20 protein-coding genes are annotated in these 23,901 nt (G+C 67.0%); 7 read left to right on the forward strand and 13 right to left on the reverse strand.

Annotated features, from left to right (window positions below; genetic code table 11):
- The first annotated feature begins 302 nt into the window (after nt 1–302).
- Entirely contained in the window at nt 303–2,672 is a 2,370-nt protein-coding gene (locus tag ABIC28_RS17645; protein WP_209926484.1) for a heavy metal translocating P-type ATPase, read from the forward strand.
- Here ABIC28_RS17645 and ABIC28_RS17650 read toward each other — a convergent pair.
- Entirely contained in the window at nt 2,648–2,911 is a 264-nt protein-coding gene (locus ABIC28_RS17650) for a DUF1876 domain-containing protein (protein WP_097213399.1), read from the reverse strand. The two genes, ABIC28_RS17645 and ABIC28_RS17650, sit on opposite strands and share 25 nt — an antisense overlap.
- 229 nt (nt 2,912–3,140) lie before the next feature.
- Between ABIC28_RS17650 and ABIC28_RS17655 the strand changes: the two genes are divergently transcribed.
- The 3 genes from ABIC28_RS17655 to ABIC28_RS17665 are packed head-to-tail and all read left to right on the forward strand — an operon-like array spanning nt 3,141 to nt 5,795.
- Entirely contained in the window at nt 3,141–3,398 is a 258-nt protein-coding gene (locus ABIC28_RS17655) for an SHOCT domain-containing protein (protein ID WP_354580090.1), read from the forward strand.
- 36 nt (nt 3,399–3,434) lie between these two features.
- The gene (locus tag ABIC28_RS17660; protein WP_097213290.1) at nt 3,435–4,286 is read left to right on the forward strand and encodes a universal stress protein; all 852 of its coding nucleotides are present in this window, start codon (nt 3,435–3,437) and stop codon (nt 4,284–4,286) included.
- A gap of 18 nt (nt 4,287–4,304) precedes the next feature.
- Nucleotides 4,305–5,795 carry a bifunctional aminoglycoside phosphotransferase/ATP-binding protein gene (locus tag ABIC28_RS17665; RefSeq protein ID WP_097213289.1) on the forward strand — a complete coding sequence of 497 codons (1,491 nt, stop codon included), beginning with the start codon at nt 4,305–4,307 and terminating at the stop codon, nt 5,793–5,795.
- Nucleotides 5,796–5,832: 37 nt separating this feature from the next.
- On the opposite strand, the gene ABIC28_RS17670 is transcribed toward ABIC28_RS17665, so the two are convergent.
- On the reverse strand, nt 5,833–6,714 hold the full coding sequence (locus tag ABIC28_RS17670; RefSeq protein WP_097213288.1) for a universal stress protein: 882 nt from the start codon (nt 6,712–6,714) through the stop codon (nt 5,833–5,835).
- Entirely contained in the window at nt 6,711–6,848 is a 138-nt protein-coding gene (locus tag ABIC28_RS17675) for a hypothetical protein (protein ID WP_354580093.1), read from the reverse strand. Before ABIC28_RS17675 ends, ABIC28_RS17670 begins: the two co-directional genes overlap by 4 nt.
- A gap of 177 nt (nt 6,849–7,025) precedes the next feature.
- Here ABIC28_RS17675 and ABIC28_RS17680 point away from each other — a divergent pair, with 177 nt between their 5' ends.
- Entirely contained in the window at nt 7,026–7,988 is a 963-nt protein-coding gene (locus ABIC28_RS17680; protein WP_354580095.1) for a 1-phosphofructokinase family hexose kinase, read from the forward strand.
- A 55-nt stretch (nt 7,989–8,043) separates the two neighbouring features.
- Here the strand turns inward: ABIC28_RS17680 and ABIC28_RS17685 are convergent, their stop codons facing one another.
- The 6 genes from ABIC28_RS17685 to ABIC28_RS17710 all read right to left on the reverse strand — a co-directional run bounded on the left by ABIC28_RS17685 (nt 8,044) and on the right by ABIC28_RS17710 (nt 14,846).
- Nucleotides 8,044–8,856, reverse strand: coding sequence for an alpha/beta fold hydrolase (locus tag ABIC28_RS17685; RefSeq protein ID WP_354580096.1), 813 nt, complete (start codon nt 8,854–8,856; stop codon nt 8,044–8,046).
- Nucleotides 8,857–9,212: 356 nt separating this feature from the next.
- On the reverse strand, nt 9,213–9,605 hold the full coding sequence (locus tag ABIC28_RS17690) for a DUF5313 family protein (RefSeq protein WP_354580098.1): 393 nt from the start codon (nt 9,603–9,605) through the stop codon (nt 9,213–9,215).
- Nucleotides 9,606–9,608: 3 nt separating this feature from the next.
- Complete coding sequence (locus ABIC28_RS17695; protein WP_502945045.1) at nt 9,609–11,291, reverse strand: SulP family inorganic anion transporter; 1,683 nt, start codon at nt 11,289–11,291, stop codon at nt 9,609–9,611.
- Between the two features lie 264 nt (nt 11,292–11,555).
- Nucleotides 11,556–13,427 (reverse strand): phosphoenolpyruvate carboxykinase (GTP), encoded by a 1,872-nt coding sequence (locus ABIC28_RS17700; protein ID WP_354580184.1) that lies wholly within the window; start codon nt 13,425–13,427, stop codon nt 11,556–11,558.
- A gap of 94 nt (nt 13,428–13,521) precedes the next feature.
- A complete protein-coding gene (locus ABIC28_RS17705; protein ID WP_354580102.1) occupies nt 13,522–14,193 on the reverse strand; it encodes a hypothetical protein in 672 nt (223 codons plus the stop codon).
- A 287-nt stretch (nt 14,194–14,480) separates the two neighbouring features.
- Nucleotides 14,481–14,846 (reverse strand): ArsR/SmtB family transcription factor, encoded by a 366-nt coding sequence (locus ABIC28_RS17710; RefSeq protein WP_354580104.1) that lies wholly within the window; start codon nt 14,844–14,846, stop codon nt 14,481–14,483.
- 164 nt (nt 14,847–15,010) lie between these two features.
- Here ABIC28_RS17710 and ABIC28_RS17715 point away from each other — a divergent pair, with 164 nt between their 5' ends.
- A complete protein-coding gene (locus tag ABIC28_RS17715) occupies nt 15,011–16,174 on the forward strand; it encodes a steroid 3-ketoacyl-CoA thiolase (RefSeq protein ID WP_354580106.1) in 1,164 nt (387 codons plus the stop codon).
- 99 nt (nt 16,175–16,273) lie between these two features.
- On the opposite strand, the gene ppsA is transcribed toward ABIC28_RS17715, so the two are convergent.
- The 4 genes from ppsA to ABIC28_RS17735 all read right to left on the reverse strand — a co-directional run bounded on the left by ppsA (nt 16,274) and on the right by ABIC28_RS17735 (nt 22,227).
- On the reverse strand, nt 16,274–18,580 hold the full coding sequence (gene ppsA / locus ABIC28_RS17720; RefSeq protein WP_354580108.1) for a phosphoenolpyruvate synthase: 2,307 nt from the start codon (nt 18,578–18,580) through the stop codon (nt 16,274–16,276).
- A 64-nt stretch (nt 18,581–18,644) separates the two neighbouring features.
- Nucleotides 18,645–20,048, reverse strand: a complete 1,404-nt coding sequence (locus ABIC28_RS17725; RefSeq protein ID WP_354580110.1) for a WS/DGAT/MGAT family O-acyltransferase — start codon at nt 20,046–20,048, stop codon at nt 18,645–18,647.
- Nucleotides 20,049–20,228: 180 nt separating this feature from the next.
- Entirely contained in the window at nt 20,229–21,140 is a 912-nt protein-coding gene (locus tag ABIC28_RS17730; RefSeq protein WP_097209669.1) for a beta-ketoacyl-[acyl-carrier-protein] synthase family protein, read from the reverse strand.
- Complete coding sequence (locus tag ABIC28_RS17735) at nt 21,124–22,227, reverse strand: 3-oxoacyl-ACP synthase III family protein (RefSeq protein ID WP_354580113.1); 1,104 nt, start codon at nt 22,225–22,227, stop codon at nt 21,124–21,126. The genes ABIC28_RS17730 and ABIC28_RS17735 overlap by 17 nt, the downstream gene beginning before the upstream one ends.
- A 293-nt stretch (nt 22,228–22,520) precedes the next feature.
- On the opposite strand from ABIC28_RS17735, the gene ABIC28_RS17740 reads away from it, so the two are divergent.
- Complete coding sequence (locus ABIC28_RS17740; protein WP_269590245.1) at nt 22,521–23,672, forward strand: serine hydrolase domain-containing protein; 1,152 nt, start codon at nt 22,521–22,523, stop codon at nt 23,670–23,672.
- Nucleotides 23,673–23,901: the final 229 nt, after the last annotated feature.

The following is a 23,901-nucleotide window of genomic DNA, read 5'->3' on the forward strand; positions in this document are numbered from 1 at the left end:
ACCAACTCATTCGGTCGCGGTGCGTGCGCCGCGGTGTTCCGCGCGCACTTACGCCTCCAGTATGGATCCGTCACAGGCCTCGCTCCAGGAGTCGACTATGACCTTCGGCCCTGTGCCACGGCGGTCGCCCGGCGAATACTGGGGTTATCAGGATCCCAGCTGGCGATGTCGGATCCGGTCGAGGAGTGATGGACATGCCGAAAGATCTGATGGCCATGTGCCATGCGTTCATGATGTGGCTACACCACATGGGCGTACCCATGCCGCCGATGGACGGCATGCACTGACAACACCTCATCCGCATGCCGACAGAGCCGAGGCCGAGCCTCCCGCAGCGGGTGTCCCGCTACGGGTTGACCATCGCCCTGTTCGTTGTCACATCCGCCGGGTTGGTGGCGGGAATCGCGAGTTCCCTGATGGGCCACCGCGACCTGGCCGACGGCTGCTGGATCACGGCGACCGGGGCGGCACTCGTCCCCGCGGCCTGGTCGGTGATCGCGGGGATCCGACGCGGCCGGCTCGGCGTCGACATCATCGCAGTCCTGGCGCTGGTGGGCACAGCACTCGTGGGCGAGTACCTCGCGGGTGCCCTCATCGGCGTCATGTTCGCGTCCGGCCAGGCACTGGAGACAGCCGCCTCGACGCGGGCGACGAAGGACCTTCGCGAACTCGTCGATCGGGCGCCGCGCACCGCTCGGCTGCGCACCGGAAGTGACGTGCGCCGGGTTCCGCTCGAAGAGGTCGTCGTCGGCGATCGTGTGGCCATCGGTCCAGGCGAGCTGATTCCGGTCGATGGCTGGCTGTCGACCCCGGTCGCCATCCTGGACGAATCGGCACTGACCGGCGAACCGATGCACGTCGAACGACGCCACGGCGAGGATGTTCGGAGCGGGGTGCTCAATGCCGGCGGCCCGGTCGAGATCGTCGCCACCGCGACGGCAGCCGACAGTACGTACGCCGGGATCGTGCGTCTGGCCCAGGAAGCGGGTGCCGAGAACGCCGAAATCGTCCGCCTCGCGGACCGGTTTGCGCTGTGGTTCCTCCCGTTCGTCGCGGCCATCGTGGTTGTCGCGTGGCTGGCGAGCGGGTCCGCGACCCGAGCGGTTGCAGTGCTGGTTGTCGCGACACCGTGCCCCCTCCTGCTCGCGGCTCCGGTCGCGATCGTCTCCGGGCTCTCACGTGCTGCTCGCCTCGGGGTGGTGATCCGCGACGGCGGCGCCCTGGAGAACCTCGGCCGGGCCCGAACACTGGTGCTGGACAAGACCGGCACGGTGACCATGGGACGCCCGACCGGGAGCGAGATCGTGGCCGGACCCGGCGTGACCGCAGACGAGATCCTGCGGGCGGCGGCTTCCGCTGACCAGTTCTCGGCCCATGTGTTCGCCGAGGCCATCGTGCGCGAGGCCCGAGTTCGAGGGCTCGACGTGGTGGTTCCCGTCGATGTCGTCGAGCAGCCGGGTACCGGTGTCAGCGCGACCGTCGACGGTCACCGCGTCACGGTCGGAGCCCTCGTCCCCCTCGCTCACCCCCCGCACTGGGTCGTCACCCTGCAGAACCGGCTCGCCTTCGACGGAACGGCAGCGGCGTGGGTCTCGATCGATGGTGTGATCCGTGGGGCGATCGTGTTGAACGACCCGATTCGAAGTGATGCCCCTCGCACCTTGCGTCGACTGCGCGCACAAGGCCTGCGTCGGGTGGTTCTGCTGACCGGCGACCGCCCCGAGCCGGCGCGTGAGATCGGCACGATTCTGGGGATCGACGAGATCTACGCCGAGCAATCACCCTCAGACAAGGTTGCGCGTGTGCGCAGCGAGACGGACGCGGCCATCACCGTGATGGTCGGCGACGGCGTGAACGACGCGCCAGCGCTCGCCGCCGCGTCGGTGGGGATAGCCATGGGCGCTCGGGGTTCGAGCGCCAGTACCGAGGCAGCTGATGTCGTCCTCACCGCAGATCGACTGGACCGGGTGGCGGATGCCATGGTCACGGCACGACGGGCGCGCCGCATTGCGACCCAAAGCGCCGTCGGCGGGATGGTGATGTCCTGTATTGCAATGGGATTCGCTGCGTTCGGCCTGCTCGCACCTGCCATGGGCGCGCTGACTCAGGAGCTCATCGATGTCGCCGTCATCCTCAACGCGATGCGAGCGCTCGGCGGACGACCGGCTGTCGACATCGACCCCAGGACCGACGCCATGCTCGTGCGGTTCAGTTCCGAGCACGACCTCATGCGCGACGAACTGTCGATCCTGCGCGAGACCGCGGAGCTGATCACCGGGGGCGATCTCGGTGCGGCACACGCGGCACTGCGCCGCACCGACGACTTCCTTCGCCGCACCCTCCTGCCGCACGAGCGCGCGGAAGACGCCGACCTGTACCCAGCATTGGCGCGTCCGCTCGGTAGCTCGGAGGCGACCGCACCCATGAGCCGCATGCATGTCGAGATCGAACGCCAATGCCAACGCCTTCAGCAGCACCTGGTCCTCGCCGATAGCGCGGGCGCGCTGAGCGCGGACCAAACCGACGACCTGCTTTCCTGCCTGTACGGTCTCCACGCCCTTCTGAGGCTTCATTTCATTCAGGAGGAAGAGTGCTATTTCTCACTCGCCGCGGATCCGGCCGAGCGCCTCGCGCGGAGTCGCGACGATCATCGGGCCAACCGGACGGGCTGATGCGTGGCGTTCTCGATGTCCCTGGATGTCGTCGCAACCAGTTGGTCCGCCAGGTCACGGAGAGCCCGCGCGGTGGCGAGCTCGTCGCCGATCACCGGCACCTCCGGGTCGGCCGGATCTCGCCTCGCGAACCCGACGCCGACGAGTCTGGATTGATCGATCGTCAGGGTGGCCTTCGCGCGGGTCCGACGATCGCGTTCGTCGATCGTCACGTCGATCATCCAGGTCTTGTCGCTCATGACGTGCTCCTTCACTGACCGAGTTGCTCGTCTCGATCTCCCCGTCAGCCTTCCCGCCGCCCGCGAATCGTTGCAGGGCACAAGGTCCCTTTGTCGGCCCATCCGAAGGGAGGGAACAAGGACCCTAGCGCCGCCGTCGTGGCAGCGGAACAGTGGTCTTTGCGGGGCGGCAGAGGCCGGGCGATCACCCGGAGAACCGGACTAGGGGGCTCGCGGAGGAGGGCATGTCATGAACTGGGACGACCACGCCTCGAATGGCTGGATGTTTGTGCTGATGATCGGATGGTTCACGATTCTCGTGGTGGTCGTGGTCCTCGCTGTCGTGGCGGTGATCAGATTCCAGAACCGGAACGCGCCGGACCGTCATTACGCCGTACCCATGAGCTCCGCGCGTCAGATCTTGCTGCAGCAATTCGCGCGCGGCGAACTGGACGAGGACGAGTTCCGGCGCAGGCTGGCGGTGCTGGACGAGGTTGAACCTTCGTAGCTGCGCGCGCTCAACATCACGGACCTCAAACATCGAATGGGAGTCGAGACGGTGTACAACCCACATCGAGACGAACCGATTGTCGTCGGCATCGATGGTTCGGACCAGGCTGTCAGGGCCGCAGAGTGGGCCACGGTCGAGGCGGTGAGTCGGCGGGTGGAACTGCACCTTGTCTACGTGATCTCGAAGGACGAACTCGAACGCAGATACGCCGAGCGCGTACTTGCCGTCGCCGAGGCCGCTGCGATGCGTGTGGACGGTTCGGTCAAGGTCGAGTCCCGTATGGTGCGCGGACCGCTTGTGTCGACCCTCCGCGCACAGACCGAATCCGCGACCGTGCTCGTACTCGGTTCGGTCGGAATGGGATTCATCCGCCGGGCGATGGTGGGATCCACCGCGTCGGCCCTTGCTGCGGGCGCGGCGTGCCCCGTTGTCGTGGTCCGTGGCTCCGACCCGGACGCAGCGCCACCATCGGCGGGGCCCGTGCTCGCCGGACTCGGTGGACATCACATCGACGATGCGTTGCTCGGATCGGCGATGCACGAGGCCTCGATCAGAAGTACACAGGTACTGGCAGTGCGCGCGCAGATGGATCTGATGCCCGACCTCCGGCGGCGGCGTGCGCTGGAGGTCGAGCGAGAGTTCGACGAGGAGATTCGCGGTCGTGTCGAACGATGGCACACGACGTTTCCTGGGATTCGCGTCGAGACCCTGGTCGTCCAGGACACCGCTGCCGAGTCCCTGACCGCGTTGAGCGCGAATGCGCAGATGATCGTCGTCGGTAGTCGCGGGCGCGGCTTCGTCGAGGGTGCAGCCCTCGGTTCGACAAGTCAGTCACTCCTGCTGAGTGCCCAGTGTCCGATTCTGGTGTACCGCGAGTCGCGATGACATCGGCAACGTTTGCTCATGGATGATTCGAAGGCCGCACGACCGGCGCATCAGCACCAAGCGCCGGACATCCGGGAGACCCACACCGGCATCGTCGTCCTCATCGGCGACCGCTGCTACAAGGGGAAGAAACCGATCGCCACCGGATTCCTGGACTTTCGCTCCGTCGAACGACGTGACGCCGCATGCAGGAACGAACTGAGTCTGAATCGGCGACTCGCGCCGGACGTCTACCTCGGTATCGCGCACCTGACGTCCCCGGACGGCGAATGCCGCGAGCCGATTCTCGTCATGCGCCGGCTTCCCGACCGCTTACGGCTGTCCCACCTGGTGACAACTCGAACACTTGCGGACAAGGATCTACAGCGGCTCGTCGAACAGCTCTGCACATTCCACGCCCGAGCCGAACGCGGCAGCGTCATCGATGAGTGTGGGACGGCCGCATCCGTACTCGCGCGGTGGCGGGCAAACATCGCAGAGATCCGTGGCTTCCACGACCAGATCCCACCGGAACGGGTCCTCGCCGAGATCGACCAGCACGCGGCCCGGTACACGAGCGGCCGGCAACGCCTGTTCGATCGGCGCATCACCGAACATCGAATCGTCGACGGGCACGGCGACCTGATCGCGGACGATATCTTCTGCCTTCCGGATGGTCCTCGGATCCTCGACTGCCTGGATTTCGACGACCGGCTGCGATTCGTCGACTGTATCGACGATGTCGCCTTCCTGGCCATGGATCTCGAGTTCCTGGGCAGGCCGGATCTGGCCCAGGACATGGTTGGACGGTATCGGGACCTCGCCGGGGACACCGCGCCGCGCTCACTGGTCCACCACTACACCGCGTACCGCGCGCTGGTTCGCGCGAAGGTCGACTGCATCCAACATTCCCAAGGCGTCGAACATGCCGGATTGTCGGCGACCCGACACACCTTGCTCACCCTCGAGCACCTGCGCGCCGGGGCGGTCCGACTGGGCCTCGTCGGTGGTCTCCCCGGCACGGGAAAGTCCACCCTGGCCACCCGGCTCGCGGAGGCGGCCGGCGCGGTGGTCGTCAGCAGCGACTCGGTCCGCGATGAGCTTCGACGTTCCGGCGTGCTGCGCGGCGAGCCGGGAGCGTACCGGCGCGGCCTGTACTCCCCCGCAGCGATCTCGGCGGTGTACGACACGATGCTCGGCCGAGCCGAGGAACACCTGCGCAACGGCGAATCGGTAGTCGTCGACGCATCGTGGTCCGATCTTCAAGAACGGCGCCGCGCGCGGGAGCTCGCGGAAAACACCGCCAGCACGCTCGTGCAGTTCCGCTGCGCGTGCCCACCAACGGTGTCCGCACAGCGGATCGCCGATCGGACGGTTGGGTTCTCTGATGCGACGGCGGCCATCGCGGACCGGATGTCCACGGACGCCGATCCGTGGACCGACGCGGTAACGATCGACACCATGCGCACGGTGGACGAGGCCGCGTCCGAGACTCTACGAATCTGGAGATCCCACCATAGTGATCCCTGACCACGTCGGGCAGCGAGCTGCGGAGGGTGAGTTCGGCTCAGGGCCCGCGAACCACGATGATGGGGCACTCCACCAGGTATAGCAGCGCCTGACTGGTCGAGCCGAGCGTCATGCCCGCGAATCCACCTCGCCCGTGGCTGCCGACGACCACGAGCTGCGCTTGTTGGGATCTCGCGAGTAGGTTGCGAACCGGGCGGTCCTTGACGACGATCCGCTGCACGTGCACGTCGGGATGGCGTTCCTGCCACCCCGCGAGGCTCTCGGCGAGCGCCATCTCCTCGGCAGTCGACACTGCCTGCCAGTCGACAGCGAAGGCGAGGGATTCGCTCACGTCACTCCATGCATATAGTGCGCGCAGTTCCGCACGTCGGTGTGAAGCCTCGTCGAATGCGACACCGAGCGCCGGTTCGCTGTTAGACGAGCCGTCCACGCCGACCAGCACCGCGCCGCCAGCCGGATCCGCGAGGACAGGGGCATCCCCCACCACCGCCACCGGGCAGCGGGAGTGCCTGGCGAGCGCAGAGCTCACCGATCCGAGCAAGCCCATGTGAAACGTGCCGAGGCCGTGCTTACCGACCACGACCATGCTCGCGTCCTCGGTCCTGCCCAACAGGATCGGCCTCACCTGGCCGTCCGCGATCTCAGTGGTCACCTCGATGGCGTGAATCGTGCTCGCCGTCTTTACGGCCAGCGGCACGGCGCGGTCGAGAATGGCTTGGGATTCGGCGCGTACCTTCGCGAGACCGGGCCCACCGTATCCAAGGCTGGGTCCACCGGCGGTGTCAGCGGCGAGCACATTGATCAGGTGCAGCGGTAGCTGGTGAAGCGCGGCGTCCTCAGCGGCCCAACGCACCGCGTTGAGGCTGGCCACCGACCCGTCAACCCCCACCAGGACCTGACGCCTGGTCGATGCGTTCACGTGATCTCGCCGCCTTGCGCGGCTGTTTCGCCGATGAGTCTCTGCAGCTTCGCAATTCGCTCGCGCTCGTGTTCCTGTCGACGGGACATCTCGGTGGCCGATACGACGAGCCAATCCCCGGCCTGGGCGCGCATGGCGGTTCTCCTTCTGCCTCGCCTCCGACGGTACGAAGGCGCGATGTGCGGTCGATAGGGCCGTTGGTCACCCGTGGTCCCGGCGTGTGGGTTCGGTAGGCCCTACCGTGGATGGCAGTTGGGCTGAACACTGGATGGGAAACGGTGTGTCCGCCTACCGCGACCGGGAGGTGACCGGTGCACGACATCGTCACGCTGACCATGAATCCCGCCCTGGACATCGCAACTGCCACCCCAAAGGTTCGACCGGACCACAAGCTGCGGTGTGCCTCGCTCCGAAACGACCCCGGAGGCGGCGGCGTCAACGTCGCTCGGATTGCGCACGCTCTCGGTGCCTCGGTCCTTGCCGTGATGCCCACCGGCGGCCCCACCGGCCAGGTGGTGCGCACCCTGCTTGCAGGCGAAGGGGTGCCGTGCGAGGTGGTGCCGATTCGAGGATCGACACGGGAGTGCATCACCGTGGCGGAGACCGACACGGCCCGCCAATACCGATTCGTCCTCCCCGGACCCACCCTCACGAGAAATGAACAGAGTTCCTGCCTGGACGCGATCGAAAGGCTCTCCGCAACCGCCCCCTTCGTCGTCGCCAGCGGCAGCCTCCCGCCAGGCGTGCCGACCGACTTCTATCAGCGGGTGTCGACCGTGGTGCGGGGCTCCGAGGCCCGCTTCGTCCTGGACAGCTCCGGCGAGGCGCTGCGACAGGTGCATTCCGGGGTGTATCTGCTCAAACCGAGCATCCGGGAGTTACGCGACCTCACCGGACGAGCGCTCGTAACGCTGAGCGACCAGGTGCGTGCGGCGCGGGAGCTGATCGAGGCAGGCGTGTGCGCTCGAGTCGTGGTGTCTCTCGGATCTCGGGGCGCTCTCGCCGTCACTCCAGACAGGCAGTACACGATCCCCGCCCTCCCCAAGGAGGTGCGCAGCGGCGTCGGTGCGGGCGACAGCCTGGTTGCGGGCACGGTGGTGGGGCTGTGTCGTGGATCGAGTTTCGGTGAGGCCGTCAGGCTCGGGGTCGCCGCGAGCGCGGCCATGCTGATGACACCGGGCACCGCCGCGTGCACCCGCGACCAGGTCGAGCAGTGTCGATCGGAGTTGCACGGCATCGAAGCGGCCTCGGGTGCGACGGATATGTGCCGCTGACCATCCCGCTCCCACCCCAGCGGTTCTGCGAGTGGTGAGCACACCTCGGTGTCGACTATCCGACACTGGTGAGGAAGTCGATGAGCAGGCGATTGACCGCGTCGGGCCGCTCGAGGTATCCGTAATGGCCGCAGTTGGCGATCTCTTCGTAGCGGGCGCCTGGGATGGCGTGGGCAACTTCGCGGCCGTACACGGGTGGTGTCATCCGGTCGTCGGCGAAGCCGATGACCATGGTGGGGACAGTGATGCGGGCATAGTCTCCGAGCCGGTTGCGCGATCTGTCCATTCCGAGTTGGGCCCGCACGCCAGCCGTGGTTCGGGATGTGGCGGAGAACTCGAAGATGTCGAGCCACTCCTGCGCCTTCTCTGGGTTCTCGAGGGTGTGCGGCGACAGGTGCAATAGTGCGTTCACCGCCGCGGCATACTGTGGTGGCAGTACGATTCCCTGGTCATGGAGGGCCTGCCGCCCCAGATTGAGAGTACTTTCGACCGGATGCGGTCTCCCGGTGGTGGCGAGCATGACGGCCTTCGCGACCAGGTCCGGGCGCGCCAGCGCGAGTTCCTGGACGACCCGTCCTCCCATGGACGTACCGACGACATGGGCCGGGGTGGCGCCGAGATGCGCAATGAGCGCAGCAGTGTCGGCAACGAGATCGTCGATGCTCATGTTGTCCGTGCCCTCGTCCGACGGCGCGATCCCACGATTGTCGAAGGTGGCGACCCGGAATCCGGCCTTCACCAGAGCTGGGACTTGGTACGAGTTCCACACGCGGCCCGGGCTGCCGCTCCCCATGACCAGCAGAACAAGTGGACCGGTGCCGGTGACGGTGTAGTTGAGTCGGATCCCGTTGAGGGTGGCGATGGGCATGTGAGTGGGTCCCTTTCATCGTGCAGGAGGTGCGGGTGGGGTGTCCGTCTATTCGCCGGCCCCGGACGGGATTTGCTCGCCCGTGGCCGGCGGCTCTATCCGGGCGTGCCGACCTGGACGATCGTGGGAAGGCGGGATCGGTGTGTCGTCCTCGCGGCGATGGGCGCCGCCATCACGCCCGCCCTTCTGCGCTGTGAGAGCTCGGTTCACCTGTCAGTTCTTGTCGTGTCGGGGTTCGCGGCGCGTGGACCTCTGCCGAGATGGTGATTCCGGCGCAACGTGCGACGGCATGCCGAAGGGCCCCCGTGTCGCAGATCGTGGACGCACGCAGGAGCTTTCGCTGGATGAGGCATCGTCTAGGGGGCCGATCGGTATCGGGTCTCGTACTCCGCACGTTCCTTGTCGAGCCGAGACTGCTTGTGTTTGTCGAGGAGCTGCGGGTCGAGGCCGTGGCTGACGAGGCGGTGACGCAGGTAGATGTTCTTCAGGGCGAACAGGAAGTAGACGAACGGCAGGAACAGCAGCAGGACCATGCTGATCCGGATGAGCCACGGTCCAGGGATGAACAACAGGGCCGCGAGAATGGGGACGAGGGGAACCAGGCAGCGGATCGCGTACCGGCGGGTGGCTCCGGGCCCCGTGATGTCGTTGACGACCCAGCCGTGGAGGCTTGATGGCAGGGTTCGGCCGCCGAGGTAGCCGAGACGCTGGCGTGTCGTCGGTGTGGTGGTGGGTTGGGTCTCTGGCATCGGTCAGTCCTCTGTGCTGGTGGAGGCGTAGCGGCTTTCGGGCAGGACGAGCGTTCGGGCATAGCTGATCGCTCGCGGGGTGGTGTCAAATACGTGGCGGTCCTCGCTGTCCTTGGTGGTGAACACACCGAGGACCTCGAGCGGGCGCAGATGCTCTGGTTTGGCGCCTGAGATCAGCACAGCGATGTGGCGGTGTTCGAGTTTGGTGATGGCGTCCTTGAGGACGATGGCGCCGGTCGCGTCAAGGGCGGTGACCCGTGACATGCGCAGGATCACGACCTTCACGTCCGAGACCTCGGCGAGCTCGAGGAGGAAGCGGTGCGCGGCGGCGAAGAACAACGCGCCCTCGATGCGGTAGGCGACGATGTGTTCGCGGAGGAGTTCGTGTTCCTCGGCTAGGTGATCGTCGTGCTCGAGGGGTACCTGTTCGATCCGCGCGGACTTGGCGACCGCCCGCAGGGCGAGGATCGCGGCGAACCCGACGCCGACGGCGACCGCGGTGACCAGGTCGAACACGACGGTGACGAGGAACGTTGCGATCATCACCACGGTGTCGGCGCGGGTGGCGCGGGCGATGGCGAGGATGGAGGCGGTCTCGACCATCCGGACGGTGGTGGCCAGCAACACTCCCGCGAGGGCGGCGAGGGGGATCTCGGCGACCAGCCCGGCGGCCAGGTACACGATCGCGGCGAGGATGAGCGCGTGGGTCAGGGCGGCAAGTCGGGTACGGGCGCCGGAGCGGACATTGACGGCGGTCCGGGCAATCGCGCCGGTGGCGGGGACTCCTCCGAACAGGGGTGCGGCGATGTTCGCCAGGCCTTGCCCGAACAGTTCCCGGTCGGGATTGTGGCGCGTGCCGACGCCCATCGAATCGGCGGCCGTCGCCGACAGGAGCGATTCGAGTGCCGCCAACGCTGCGACAGCGAGGGCCGGCGCGATCAGGGAGGTGAGATCACCGAGGCGGAGAAAGCTCAGCGTCGGCGTGGAGAACCCGGACGGAATGGCGCCGATTCGCGCAATGTCCAAGCCGAACAGCTGAGCAACGGCGGTTGCTCCGGCGACCGCGACGAGGGAGAACGGGACCCTCGGGAAGTAGCGTCCGCCGATGAGGATCGCCACGGCCACCACCAGCGCGATCGACGGTGTCAGGATCGACGGGTCCGCCACGAATTTGCGAGCCGCGTCGAACGCGGACTGCCACACCTTCTCGCCTTCCGCGCCGGAGATCCCCAGTGCGGCCGGGATCTGCTGGAGGGCAATGACGACGGCGATGCCGGCGGTGAACCCCTCGATCACCGGGGCGGGCATGTACCGCACGGCCCGGCCGACGCCCGCGAACGCCAGCCCGACCAGGACCGCCCCCGCGATCAACCCGACCGCCAGAACTCCGGTCGGCCCGTACTGGGCGACAATCGGCACCAGGACCACCGTCATCGCTCCGGTCGGGCCCGACACCTGGAAGCGGGAACCGCCGAACACCGCCGCGACCGCTCCGGCGATGACCGCAGTCGTCAGGCCCGCGGCGGCGCCGAGGCCGGTGCTCACTCCGAAGCCCAAGGCCAAGGGCAGCGCCACCAGCGCGACGATCAGGCCGGCGAGCAGGTCCGCACCGGGTGCCCGGAGTGCGGGTTTCCACTCGCTCCATCTGGGCAGGAGTTCGGCGACCGACCGTAAGGCCCCGGCCATACGGGCTCCGGCGGGGCCGGTCGTTTTCGCGGGCCCGGTCGGGACTTCGAGTTCAGACATGTGCAGTTCCTCAGTGTGCCGTGAATCTCTCAAGCAATTCACTTCCGCCGGCAGGGCCTGCTGAGGGGGAATCAGGCCCTGCCGGCGGAAGCGGCGACCCGGCGCGAGGAGGGCGATCCCTCTCCTCGCGCCGGGTCCGGGACGGCACGGAACGCGGGTGGATCGACGTGATGCGCTCCATGCCTGGATCGTGTGCCGCGGCCGTCAGGCCTTGCCGCGGCGGGTGCGGACCCGCACGCGGCGGAAGTCGGCGTCTCGTGTTGTGGCAGGTTTGCCAGGAAGCGGATCGGCGAGAGAAGGCGCACTCAGTCGGAGTTTGAGGGCGCCGAGTTCTTCGCGCAGGACATCGGGCAGGGTGTTGCCGCCGATGGTGGCGTACCACTCGTCGATCAGCCGTGTTTCGGCGATCCACTCGACCGGGTCGACCTTCAGTGCGGCAGCGATCTTGGTGCGGTCGAACTTCATTCCCGCCAGGTCGAGTGCATCGAGAGTTGGCACGTAGCCGATTGGCGTCGCGTCGGCCACGCCTTCGCCGTCGATCCGCGACAGTGCCCATTTGAGGATCCGGGAGTTCTCCCCGAATCCTGGCCACAGGAACTGGTCGTCGTCGCCGCGTCGGAACCAGTTGACGTAGAAGATCTTCGGCAACTTGGCCGGATCCGCCTTCGCTCCGATCTCGAGCCAGTGCGCGAAATAGTCGCCGACGTGATACCCCAGGAACGGCAGCATCGCCATCGGATCTCGTCGCACGACGCCGACCTGACCGGTCGCGGCGGCCGTCGTCTCGGACGACAGGGTCGAGGCTAGGAAGACCCCGTGCTGCCAGCTCAGCGATTCGGCAACCAGAGGGATGGTGGTGGCGCGGCGGCCGCCGAAGAAGATCGCCGAGATCGGCACCCCGGCCGGGTCGTTCCATTCGGGGGCCACGGTGGGACACTGCGCGATCGGGGTGCAGTACCGCGAGTTCGGGTGCGCTGCACGCTCACCCGAGTTCGGGGTCCAGTCTCGGCGTTTCCAGTCGGTCAGGTGGGCCGGCGGCCGATCTGTCATGCCTTCCCACCAGACGTCGCCGTCGTCGGTCAGCGCGACATTGGTGAAGATCGAGTTGCCCCGCTCGATGGTTGCCATGGCATGCGGGTTCGTGTGGACGCCGGTGCCGGGGGCGACGCCGAAGAACCCCGCTTCGGGGTTGACCGCGTAGAGCCGGCCGTCGTCACCGAAGCGCATCCAGGCGATGTCGTCGCCGACGGTTTCCGCGGTCCATCCGGCGAGGGTGGGCTCGAGCATCGCGAGGTTGGTCTTGCCGCACGAGGACGGGAAGGCCGCCGCGATGTAGTGCGTCTTCTTCTCTGGAGAGGTGAGCTTGAGGATGAGCATGTGCTCGGCCAGCCAGCCCTCGTCCTTGGCCATCTTCGAGGCGATGCGCAGCGAGTAACACTTCTTGCCGAGCAGGGCATTGCCGCCATAGCCGGAGCCGTAGCTCCAGATCGTCCGATCTTCCGGGAAGTGGGAGATGTACTTGGTGCCATCGCACGGCCAGGCGGAGTCGGCCTGGCCCGGGTAGAGCGGGGCGCCGACCGAGTGCAAGCACCTGACGAAGTCGACTCCGGTGGTGAGCTTGTCCCACACCGCGGCCCCGGAGCGGGTCATGATCTGCATGGACACGGCGACGTACTCCGAGTCGGTGACCTGTACACCGAACTTCGGTTCGGCCGCGTCGATGGGGCCCATGCAGAACGCGATGACGTACATCGTGCGACCGGACATCGCACCGCGGTAGTGCTCGGTCATCACCGTCTTCATGTCGACGGGGTCCATCCAGTTGTTCGTCGGCCCGGCATCGGCCTCGAAGCGGGAGCAGATGAACGTACGATCCTCGACGCGCGCGACGTCTTCGGGGTCCGAGGCGCACCAGAAGGAGTTCGGCTTGCCCTCGAGGCGGACGAAGGTTCCCTTGCCGACCAGTTGTGTCGTCAGGCGATCCCATTCGCCGGCAGATCCGTCGCACCACACCACGGCGTCGGGCCCGGTGAGGTCGGCGACCTCCGCGACCCAGGACACGATCTCATCGTGCATTGTCGGAGCGGCCCCGATGTCGGTTGCGGGTGTGGTCACGGTGTTCTCCTCGCGAAAGTCGTCGAATGTGGTGCGAACGAAGCTGTGTGCACTGCTATTGGTGCCTGCTGCGGTCGGTGAGATGGGCGAAGATGCGCCCGACCTGGCGGGTGATCGCGCGGATGACCAGACCGTCGTCCGGCGCGGGCAGCGCCTGCCCGGCCGGCGTGGTCAGTGCCAGTGCCCGCGCGGTGGCGGCGAGCACCTCCGAGGTCACCTCCCTCGCGTCGTGCCCACACATGGCGCTGATCAGACCCGGCACAACCAGCTGCCCCACCGAGTACGGGTCCGTCGGGTACGGCACGGTGCGGCCCGGTGCGTCGGTGTCCGCGGCAGTTCCGGCGAGGTCGATCAGAACGTCGTTTCGCTCCATCAATCGACGCAGTGGGAAGGCGTGCGCGTCGCCGCCGTGCCAGTTGGCAATCTGCCCGATCCCGGACTTCATCAAGGTCGGGCCGAGCAGGGGTGCGCACTCGGGACCATTGACCACCACCCTCCCCGAACGAGGCGCGGCGCCGCGTCGACGAAGGAGGGAGATCGTGGTCGCCGCAAGCCCGGCGGTGACCACGTCGAGTTCGGTGATGATCAAGGGCCCTCCGCGCGCCGCCACCTCACCCTTGACCTGCGAGGACTCCCGGGCGGCGAGGCCGGTCACGAACGCAACCGACACGGGTGGTGCGAGTGCGACAATCTGCACCGCGATGACCCTCGCGTCGCCCGTGGTCATGGGCAGCCGCAACACGCGAATCGGTGTGTGCGTACGGATCAAGCCCGCGTACTGCTCCATCGATGTCCACGGCGAGCGCGGCGGGACGGCCCGAGAACGACGGTTTTGAGCCTCCGCAACTGTCACCACGGCTACGTTGAGCCCCAATAGCTGCAGGTCCGCGTGGCCGGAGCGTCCACGCGTGTCGTCGTCCTCGTCAGTCACCCTCGTTGTCCGTTCGTGCAAGGTATGCATTTAAGAAATTCTGCAATTAAAGGTTGGCACGGATCCACGTCCGAGCTTTCTTGTCAGCTGGCGGAGTCGCTGGCCAATGCGGCCGACTCTGGTAGGTCCTCCAACAGTTCAGCCTGGCCCGCAACGACACCGGTGAGGATCCCTCTGGCGATCGTCAACAGATCCGCGACTTTCGGTGAGGTCAGCGCATAGGTGACCGACAGGCCTTCCCGCCTGGCGGTGACGAGTCCGGCGCGTCGCAAAATCGACAGCTGCTGCGACAGATTCGCGGGCTCGATCCCGACCTCGGGCAGCATCTCCGAGACGGCGTGATCGCGCTCGCTCAACAATTCCAGAACCCGGATGCGCGCCGGGTGACCCAGTGTCTTGAAGAAGTCCGCTTTCATCTGATAGAGCGGTTGGCGCGAGTTTGCGACCATGGCGCCTCCTGCTGTTCTCCGATGGGCGGTGAGTCCGCGACATCGTGCCTCGCCGGCATCATTCCACAATCCGAACGCTACTTGCGAATCTTAGCAATTTAGCGAGGTCGACTGATATGAAGAACAAGTTCTAGTTTGGGTTCTTCTTTGAGAGGTAGTTCACCGTGGGCACACCAGTAATCGTCGAGGCAGTCCGTACCCCGATCGGCAAGCGAGGGGGTTGGCTGTCCGGCCTGCACGCGGCGGAGACCCTGGGCGCGGTTCAGGTCGGACTGCTCGAGCGGGCGGGCATCGACCCCCTCCTCGTCGAGCAGGCCATCGGCGGCTGCGTCACCCAGGCCGGTGCACAGTCCAACAACGTCACCCGGGTCGCCTGGCTGGCCGCGGGTCTGCCGTGGCAGACCGGCGCCACCACCATCGACTGCCAGTGCGGCTCCGCGCAGCAGGCCAACCACCTGATCGCCGGGCTGATCGCCACCGGCGCCATCGACATCGGCGTCGCCTGCGGCGTCGAGCAGATGAGCCAGGTCCCGCTCGGCGCCAACGTCGGCACCGAGGCAGGCCCGCGCCGCCCCGCGTCCTGGGACATCGACATGCCCAACCAGTTCGAGGCCGCCGAGCGGATCGCCAAGCGTCGCGGCATCACCCGCGCGGACATCGAGGAACTCGGAGTCCGCTCGCAGGCCCTGGCCAAGCAGGCCTGGGCCGAGGGACGCTTCGACCGCGAGGTGCTGCCCGTGACGGCCCCCGTCATCGGCGAGGACAAGCTGCCGACCGCCGAGACCACAGTGGTTTCCCGGGACCAGGGCCTGCGCGACACCACGCTCGAGTCGCTCGCCAAGCTCAAGCCGGTCATCGAGGGCGGCATCCACACCGCGGGCACCGCCTCGCAGATCTCCGACGGCGCCGCCGCAGTGCTGCTGATGGACTCCGACCGCGCCCTCGCCCTCGGCCTCAAGCCCCGCGCCCGGATCGTCTCCCAGGTGCTCGTCGGCGCCGAACCCGAATTCCACCTCGACGGCCCCGTCCAGGCCACCGCCAAGGTGCTCGAGAAGGCAGGCATGAAGATCGGCGACCTCGACCTGTTCGAGGTCAACGAAGCCTTCGCGTCCGTCGCACTGTCCTGGGCTCGGGTGCACGGCCCCGACATGGACAAGGTCAACGTCAACGGCGGCGCCCTCGCCCTCGGCCACCCCGTCGGCAGCACCGGCTCCCGCCTGATCACCACCGCACTGCACGAACTCGAGCGGACGGACAAGTCCACCGCACTGATCACCATGTGCGCCGGCGGCGCGCTGGCCACCGGCACCATCATCGAGCGGATCTGACCTCGTGGTGTCGGCCGTCGGATGGGTCCGCCGGCCGACACCAGGTCACAATGTGGACCGCCTCGTCGACTGTCGGGCGGCGCACGATTCGGCCTGAGTTCATTCGCGTGGTCGGTCGCCGATCCGGGCGTGTTCCAGCAGGATTCGGCGCTCGGCCATGCCGACCGTGCGGCGGGTCTGCTCGACGGTGTCCGGTGTGACCGACACCGAGTTGATGCCCCTCCGGACGAGGTGCTCGGCCAGTGCGGGCGCGCTCGACACCGCTTGACCGCAGAGCGACGTCGTCATCCCCACCGCTCGGGCGCGATCCAGGATGAGATCGATCGTCGCCAGGACCGCCGGATCCATCGTGTCGAACAGGTCTTCGCAGATGTCCGAGTCCCGGTCGACGCCGAGGACCAACTGGGTGAGGTCGTTGGTTCCGATCGACAGCCCGTCGATCCCGAGACGGGCATACTCGTCCAGCCAGTACGCGACCGAGGGAACCTCGGCCATGATCCAGCGGAGCATGCTCCGGTCTCGCCCCAGCGGGTGAGCGTCGACCAGTTCGAGGCACCGGGCGAGCTCCCACCGAGTGCGGACGAACGGGATCATCAGGTGCACGTTGGCGAACCGCTGGCGTACCCGGTGCAGCACGTCGAGATCGAGGGCGAACAGTTCCGGCTCACGGACATACCGGAAACAACCCCGGTACCCGATCATCGGGTTCTCCTCGACCGGCTCGCATTCGCCGCCGTCGAGATTGGCGAACTCGTTGCTCCGCAGATCGATCGCGCGGTAGATGACGGGCCGAGGCGAGAAGGCCTCCGCGATCCGGCCCACGCCCTCGGCCATGGACTCGACGTAGTCATCCCTGTGCCCCTCCTCCATCAACTTGCTCGGGTGCTTCCCGCCCAGCGCCTCGGTGATCATGAATTCGGCTCTGAGCAGGCCCACTCCGTCAACGGCGAGTGCGGCCGCGGCTTCCGCGGTGTCGGGGGACGCGAGGTTGACATATATCGCGGTGGCGGTCTGTCCCGCTCGGCTGCCACCTGTTCTGGTGGAGGGCGTCGCAGGCGCCGCAACGGCGCGGTCGTGGACGTCGGCTCCGGCAACCACGACGCCCTTGCTGCCGTCGACCGTGACGACCTGCCCATCGGTCAGGACCGTCGTCGCATTGTGCGCACCTACCACGACCGGCAGGCCGAGTTCTCGGCCCACGATTGCGGCGTGGCACGTGATGCCCCCTCGATCGGTGACGATCGCGGCCGCGCGCCGCAGAATCGGGATCCAATCCGGTCTCGTCATCGGGGCCACCAAGACGTCGCCGGAGCGGAGGCGATCGCCGTCCTTCGGGGACGTCAGCACACAGACCCGGCCGCTCGCGGACCCTGGTCCTGCCCCGAGGCCGCTCGCCAGGACGTCGACGGGGGCCGCCTCGCTGGGCTGTGTCGGTTGGACCGATGTCTCCAATGTCGTTATCGGCCTGGTCTGCACCACCCACAGGTCATCGCCGGCAATGGCGAACTCGAGGTCCTGCGGTGCGCCGTAACTCTTCTCGATGGTCGTGGCCAGCTCGGCGATCCGGCTCAGCATCCCCTCGTCTAGCACCCGATGCCGCTGTGCCGCCGGCGCGATCTCTTCCTGACTCTCGCCGGCGGAATCGCCTCGGATCTGAAACGTTTGGGTGCCCAGATGCATCTCGACGAGCGTGCCGGAGTCCTTGTCCATCGTGTAGGTATCCGGTTCGACCTGTCCACCGACCACCACCTCGCCGAGACCGCGCGCGGCTTCGATGACGATCCGCTCGCGCGAGCCGGTCCGGGGATCCGCCGTGAAGACGACCCCGGAACGGTCCGAGGACACCATCGTCTGCACCACGACGGCGAGCGATGGCTCCTCACCGTAGCCGCGTGCGGCCCGGTAGCTCAGGGCCCGTTCGGACCACAGCGACGCCCAACACCGCCGCACCGCATCGAGCACCGCATCGTCGCCGCTGACATTGGTGAAGCTGTCGTGGATTCCCGCGAACGACGTGTCCGCCGCATCTTCGGCGGGGGCAGACGACCGAACCGCGACCCGAATGCCGTCGCCGAGGCGGTGATACGCACCCGCGATCCCGTCTCGCACATCATCCGGTATCGGCGCGGCCAGAACGATCCCCCGCAGCCGCTCGGCCTGGTCGCTCAACGGCCCAGCGCCGGCGTCCGGAACCCGGTGTGCGTACAGCTCAGACCGGACACCGCCCTGCCCCATTGTCTCGAGGTAGGCGTCGGTGGTGACTACGAATCCGGTCGGCACCGCCAGCCTCAAGCGGGTCAGCTCACCGAGGTTGGCGGCCTTCCCGCCCACTGTTGCGGCGTCGGTGAGTCCGACCTCGTCGAGTCCGAGTACGTACTTCGATGTCGTCGCACCTTGGTCAGGCATGGCTCGCCTCCTAGTGGCCGCTGACACTCAGCAAACGCCAGTGCAGGGGCCGAATCCAGGGCATTTAGTCCCTGAATGGCAAATCGACGTCGGCGTGGCGCGCGGGTGCGGGAAGGAGAGACTCGACCGCGCGCTCGATTGCCCGGGCCAGGTCGCCGAGGTCGGCAGTGGTGTCGTAGTCGCCGGTGAGTCCGAAGGCGAGGCGGTCGTGGTAGCTGAGAATCGCGATGCCGATACGCAGGCGCACCGCGATGGGCACGTAGGGGAAGACGTCGAGGATCTTCCGTCCCAACACATGTCGTTCGTCGCGTGGTCCGGGAATGTTGGTGGCAACGGCGACGACGCTGCGCTGCGGGTAGCGAAGGGCCAGTCGAACGGCCCATGCCATCGGCATGAACGGCCCGTACTGCGCCAGGGACGTGAACGCTTTACCCCCTTCCGCCTCGCCCTGGTTCTTGTGCGCCGTGAGCCGTTCGTGCACCGTGACAAGGCGTTCGACGTCGTCCTCGATGTCGACGGGAAGGAACGGCAGCATCAGCGAGACCTGGTTGTGTGTCGAGTCACGGTCGCGTCCTGAGCGCACCGACACGGGTACGAGGGTTCGCGCCGCGTGGGCGTCGGGCTGCTCGCCTCGTTGCAGAAGGACTGTGCGTAGCCCGCTCGCGATTGCCGACAGGGCGACGTCGTTGACGGTGACGTCGTAGGCGTCGCAGATCTCGCGGACATCCGCCAGCTTGGCTCGGGCCCCGCAGTACCGACGCTGCCGGCCGATCGGCCCGCTCAGAGAGGTAGCCGACGAGGTGGTCACCATCCCCGTCAGTAGCCGTGCGAGACCTTCGACAGCTCCGGCGGCCACCGCTGCCATTCGCTGTGGAGCGGTCACGACGGTGGACAGAAGCCGAAGCTGACGGCGCGGAGACATCAGGGACTCCACGAGTCCCGCAGCCCGCACCCGCGGCGGCGCCGGTCCGGGCTCCGGGGTGACTCGCGGGTCCGGCTCGTCACACATGGCATCGAACAGCTTCGTCCCGGTGATGCCGTCTGCCAGACAGTGATGCAGCTTGGCGAGGATTGCCCACCTGCCGTCGGCGAGGCCCTCGACAACCCAGCACTCCCAGAGTGGATGGTCGCGGTCCAACCGGTGTGCCATCACCCGTCCGACGAAGCCGAACAGTTCGTCGTCCCCTCCGGGCTCGGGGAGCGCGACGCGTCGCAGGTGTCGGTCGAGGTCGAAGCTCGGGTCGTCTGCCCACGACGGGGCGCCCACATCCATGGGGGCGGTGTGCAGTTTCTGCTCCGCGTGCGGAAGGTTCAGCAGACGGACGGCGACGGCCTCGCGGAACTCGTCCTGGTCGGGAGCCGGGCCTTCGATGATCGAGAGTGCCCCGATGTTGAGGCTCGCGTGTCGATCGGAATCCTCTGTCTCGAGAAAGCCCGCGTCGAGGAAGCTGAGGTTGTCGGATGCCATCTGTCTCACCTCGGCTTCGGGCGGTCGTCATCCTGAAACATCAGGTGGTCGGGGCCGGTGACCGACCACCAGGGCTGGTTGTTGTGTATCGACGGTGCCCTACAGGCGAGTGCGACGGCCGATTCGACTGTCCGTCGGTTCGGGATCGTCGGGATCGTCAAGTGTCCCATCGCGGCGGTCTCATTCCCGATCACGATGCCTCCGGACTGTGTCCGGCACCGGTGGCTCCTCGTAGAGGGCGGCACCGGCAGTCACACCCGCCCCCGCCGCGACGATCAGCGTGCGGGTGCCGGCCGCCATGCGGTGACGGCCGTGGTCGAGCGCGCCCACCAACGCGGCCGTGTGCATGCGAACGTCTTCGGCCACGCTGATCCGGGTCTCGGGAACACCCAGTCGGGTCGCGAGCGCTGCTCGGTAGCCAGGGCGGGCCGGTGCGGCCACGATCGTGTCGACTTCGTCGAGGCCGCGGGAGGCGCGCGCCAGGCACGAGGTCACGGCCGCAGCGGACGCGGACGCATAGCGTTCGTCCAGGGAATCGGACTGGCTGATGTGGAGGACGTTCCGGTTGTCACCTTGAGCGACCGTGGCTCGGAACGACTCGCCGTCGTCGGGCTCGTTCACCCAGGTCACCGAACCCAGCCCGTAGCCACCGCCACGCCAGCTGCACAACATCGCTCCCCCGGTGGCGGAGAACGGAAAGTGTTCGCTCATGCCATGACCGGGATCGGCGTCACTGGCCACGACGAGCGCGCATCGGATCGCATGCGAGCGCAGGAATCCATCGACGATCTGCAGGCCTGTCAGCATTCCGCAGGTGCCGTTCGCGACGTCGAACGAGAACGTGCCGTGGGAATCGGTGTGCGGGTCCTCGGGGTGCGCGCCGATGTCTTCCTGGATCATCGCGGCGAGTGCGGGCTCACCGAGGTTCCGATCCCGGTACAAGCCCGTGTTGACGAGCAGATCGAGATCGTTCGCACTGCGCCCGGCACCCTCCAGGCAGGACTTCGCCGCGGCCACGGCAAGATGCAGGGCGCTGTGCCGTGATCGCCACCGACCGTGCACGATCTCCAGTCGATCAATGACGGTGCCCATAACCTGCCACCAACTCCTCGTCGATTTCCACCAGGACGATTCCGATCTCCAGGCCGGACGCGAGGGCGATCAGTGCAACCGTCTCCCCCGGTCGGATTCGGCCAGCCTCGAGCTCTTCTACCAGTGCGACGGTGTGGCTCGTGGAGGCCGTGTTCCCGTATTTGTCGACGGTGATGACGGCGTCGTGCCGGGGTGAGTCGCCGAACGATGCCATCACTTCGGCCATCCCCTTACGGATCGCTCGAGCAGAAGTCTGATGTGTGATCACGTGGTCGATGTCGTGAATGGACAGGCCGAGGGTGTCGAGGACCTCGTGCAGCAGAAGGGGGGTGTCTGCGATGGCAGCCTTCTGGATCCCCCGCGAGTTGGTGAACATGCGGGCGCCGGGATCGTCACCCTTCGGGTACGCGAGGCACAGCCGGCTGTAGTCGGCCACCGTCGTGAACCCGGCCAGCCGGATCCCGGCAGACCCGGCAGGGGCACGCTCGAGAAGCAGAGCAGCGCCTGCGTCGCCCAGGGTCAGCGACGCCAACTCCTTGCTCATGATGTTGTGGATGTGTTGGGCCGCGTTCTGGCCGAGCTGGGAGATGTACTCCCCACTGACGATCAGGGCCCGTTCGATCAGTCCCTGCCGAATCCAGTTGTTCGCCACGGTGACACCGGTCAACATCCCGGCGCAGGCGTTCGCGAGGTCGAAAGTCATCGCTGTCCCGGCGCCGAGGGCACGGGCGACGGCGCTGCTCATGGTCGGTTCGAGCCACTGGGTCAATCCGTCACGGAACTTGGTGATACTGCAGCTGATCGCGACGTCGATCGATTCCGCGGTCCGCCCGGAATGCCGCAGCGCATCCTGCGCCGCAGTGGTCGCGAGTGTGTAGGAGTCGTCGTCTCCGACCGAGATCCGACGTTCGTGGATCCCGGTCAGTCGTTCGAGGTCGATGTGCGTCGTATGGCGGGTGGCCGCCATCAGGTCGTCGGTTGTCAGCCGCGTCGCCGGCAGATGCCGTCCGGCACCGGCCACCCGGGTGTGGAAGGGCAACCGACCATCTGGGTTCTCGGTCTCCATCACGAGCCAATGCTTGACCATCGAACTGCCACCTCCGCCCCTCTACGATCTCGCAGCGCTGGCGTGCGGACCAGAGTATTTCGGCCTCTCTTCGGGTTTCTCACAGCCGTGCCCGGCGGCGACGCTGGTTTGTCTGTCGATGCCTCGGCGGGAATCCCCCGGGGGTATCTCAGCGTTGTATACACAGATAGGGACGTGTGAGGGCGGCCCCCGAACAGCGAAAAGCGGACACCATGATGCACGCACACGGAAGGTCGGACGACAACGAATCCGGACGCCCGGACTCGTGTGGTGGGCTGTATAAGCCGACGGCGATGGTGGTGGCCCCGACCTTCGCGCCGTTGGCGGAGCAGTTCTTCGGGCTGTTCAACCGGACGCCGGACGGTGGTGGCGCGCTGGCGGTGTACCTGCACGGTGAACCGGTCGTCGATATCTGGTCTGGCTGGTCCACTCCGACCACGCGCTGGCGGTCCAGCACCGTCTCTATGTCGTTCTCGACAGGGAAAGGCGTCGCGAGCACTGTCCTTCACCGCCTCGCCGACCGTGGGCTGATCGACTACGACGCCGCGGTCGCCGAGTACTGGCCTGAATTCGCGAGCGCGGGCAAGGATTCCATCACGGTGCGCGAACTGCTGAGCCACCGGGCCGGACTCCATCGTGTGCGTGGCCTGGTACCGGGACGCTTGGCGCTCCTGGATCACGACGGGGTGGTGACCGCGCTGGCAGCGGCCGTTCCCGACCGACGGCGCGGTGTCATGCCCGGCTATCACGCGGTGACCTTTGGATCGCTCGTCGCCGAACTGACCACCCGGGTCACCGGAATGTCGTTCACCGACTTGGTCCGAACCGAGATCGCCGGCCCCCTCGGCATCCCCGAGTTCTGGTTCCAGGTGCCAGATGAAGAGCGCCGACGCATCGCGAAAACCTTTCCGCGAATCACTCCCTTCGGGATCCCATGGGATGTGGCGTCCCACCTCCTGTCGCGGACCCCGGGGCTGCACAACCTCGCCGCCGCAGGCATGCCGGAAGGGTTCGACGAACTCGTCAGGAACCCGGCAATCCACGACCACGTCATGCCCGGCTGGAACGGGGTCTTCAGCGCCCGTGGCCTGGCTCGCATGTACGGGGCGATCGCCAACCGGGGCATGGTGGACGGCACCCGATTCCTGAGCGAGGACGGCCTCGCGCAGATCGGTGAGGTGCAGACAACGGCCAGGGACTACGTGCTCGGAATCCGGATGAACTGGCGGCTCGGTTACCACGCCGCGTTCGTCGCGAGCCGAACACAGTCGCCGTACGCCTTCGGTCACTACGGCCTCGGTGGCTCTGGGGCCTTCGCCGACCCGGACACGGGTCTGTCGGTGGCGTTCGTGACCAACCGGATGGGCAACACCCTCACCCCCCTCGCCGACCTGCGGTTGGCGAAACTGGGTGCGGAGGCCGAGTCGATCGCGCGGCGACTGTAGCCAGGACTCCTGGTCGCGCTTCACATCGCAGGCAGAGGCACCTTCTCGGCTGGAGTCGTTCGGAGGGTCGCGCCATTCCGTGGTTCGCTTTTCCGAAGGGTGCTCAGCACAGGCGGATCCGTGATACGCACACTCGTGGGTGGTTGAGTAGATGAGGAGAATCCGACGAAGCGACGTTGCAGGCGTGTGTCCGTGACAGGGTGCCCCGGGATCCGTTGCGGGACCTCGG

It is taken from the genome of Rhodococcus sp. PvR044, from assembly GCF_040548995.1.
Taxonomy (GTDB): Bacteria; Actinomycetota; Actinomycetes; order Mycobacteriales; family Mycobacteriaceae; genus Rhodococcus_G; species Rhodococcus_G oryzae.

Coding starts and splice junctions, on each gene's coding strand:
- ABIC28_RS17645 (WP_209926484.1), top strand. CDS start 303: ATGCCGACAGAGCCGAGGCCGAGCCTCCCGCAGCGGGTGTCCCGCTAC.
- ABIC28_RS17650 (WP_097213399.1), bottom strand. CDS start 2,911: ATGAGCGACAAGACCTGGATGATCGACGTGACGATCGACGAACGCGAT.
- ABIC28_RS17655 (WP_354580090.1), top strand. CDS start 3,141: ATGAACTGGGACGACCACGCCTCGAATGGCTGGATGTTTGTGCTGATG.
- ABIC28_RS17660 (WP_097213290.1), top strand. CDS start 3,435: ATGGGAGTCGAGACGGTGTACAACCCACATCGAGACGAACCGATTGTC.
- ABIC28_RS17665 (WP_097213289.1), top strand. CDS start 4,305: ATGGATGATTCGAAGGCCGCACGACCGGCGCATCAGCACCAAGCGCCG.
- ABIC28_RS17675 (WP_354580093.1), bottom strand. CDS start 6,848: ATGCGCGCCCAGGCCGGGGATTGGCTCGTCGTATCGGCCACCGAGATG.
- ABIC28_RS17685 (WP_354580096.1), bottom strand. CDS start 8,856: ATGCCCATCGCCACCCTCAACGGGATCCGACTCAACTACACCGTCACC.
- ABIC28_RS17690 (WP_354580098.1), bottom strand. CDS start 9,605: ATGCCAGAGACCCAACCCACCACCACACCGACGACACGCCAGCGTCTC.
- ABIC28_RS17695 (WP_502945045.1), bottom strand. CDS start 11,291: ATGGCCGGGGCCTTACGGTCGGTCGCCGAACTCCTGCCCAGATGGAGC.
- ABIC28_RS17700 (WP_354580184.1), bottom strand. CDS start 13,427: ATGCACGATGAGATCGTGTCCTGGGTCGCGGAGGTCGCCGACCTCACC.
- ABIC28_RS17705 (WP_354580102.1), bottom strand. CDS start 14,193: ATGACCACGGGCGACGCGAGGGTCATCGCGGTGCAGATTGTCGCACTC.
- ABIC28_RS17710 (WP_354580104.1), bottom strand. CDS start 14,846: ATGGTCGCAAACTCGCGCCAACCGCTCTATCAGATGAAAGCGGACTTC.
- ppsA (WP_354580108.1), bottom strand. CDS start 18,580: ATGCCTGACCAAGGTGCGACGACATCGAAGTACGTACTCGGACTCGAC.
- ABIC28_RS17725 (WP_354580110.1), bottom strand. CDS start 20,048: ATGGCATCCGACAACCTCAGCTTCCTCGACGCGGGCTTTCTCGAGACA.
- ABIC28_RS17730 (WP_097209669.1), bottom strand. CDS start 21,140: ATGGGCACCGTCATTGATCGACTGGAGATCGTGCACGGTCGGTGGCGA.
- ABIC28_RS17735 (WP_354580113.1), bottom strand. CDS start 22,227: ATGGTCAAGCATTGGCTCGTGATGGAGACCGAGAACCCAGATGGTCGG.
- ABIC28_RS17740 (WP_269590245.1), top strand. CDS start 22,521: ATGGTGGTGGCCCCGACCTTCGCGCCGTTGGCGGAGCAGTTCTTCGGG.